The 251-nt window shown below is 64.5% G+C and carries 1 pseudogene; it reads right to left on the reverse strand.

Features of this window, described 5'->3' with window-relative positions:
- Positions 1–78: 78 nt before the first annotated feature.
- A pseudogene (locus CH42_RS00060) lies at positions 79–251 on the reverse strand (sugar phosphate nucleotidyltransferase); the annotation flags it as partial.

Here is a 251-nt window from a genome sequence, read left to right on the forward strand (position 1 = left end):
TTATTTGAAGGAGCAGGCGACAACGGAGAGATACACTAGATCGCTCGGCGGAAGGGTCAGAGTTGTATAAGAGACAGGAAACAGGTGGTCGCCGAGCCCCAGCTCGGCGCTCTCCCCCGCGATGAAGTCCTCGCCGATGATGAAGGCCTGCGCCAAGCCGTCGGGCGACGGCTGCACCGCGTACTCGAGCCGCATCCCCCACTCCGAGCCGTCGCCGAGCAGCGCCCGGAACTGCGCGTTGTGCTCGGGAG

It is taken from the genome of Leucobacter musarum subsp. musarum (genome assembly GCF_001273845.1).
Taxonomy (GTDB): Bacteria; Actinomycetota; Actinomycetes; order Actinomycetales; family Microbacteriaceae; genus Leucobacter; species Leucobacter musarum.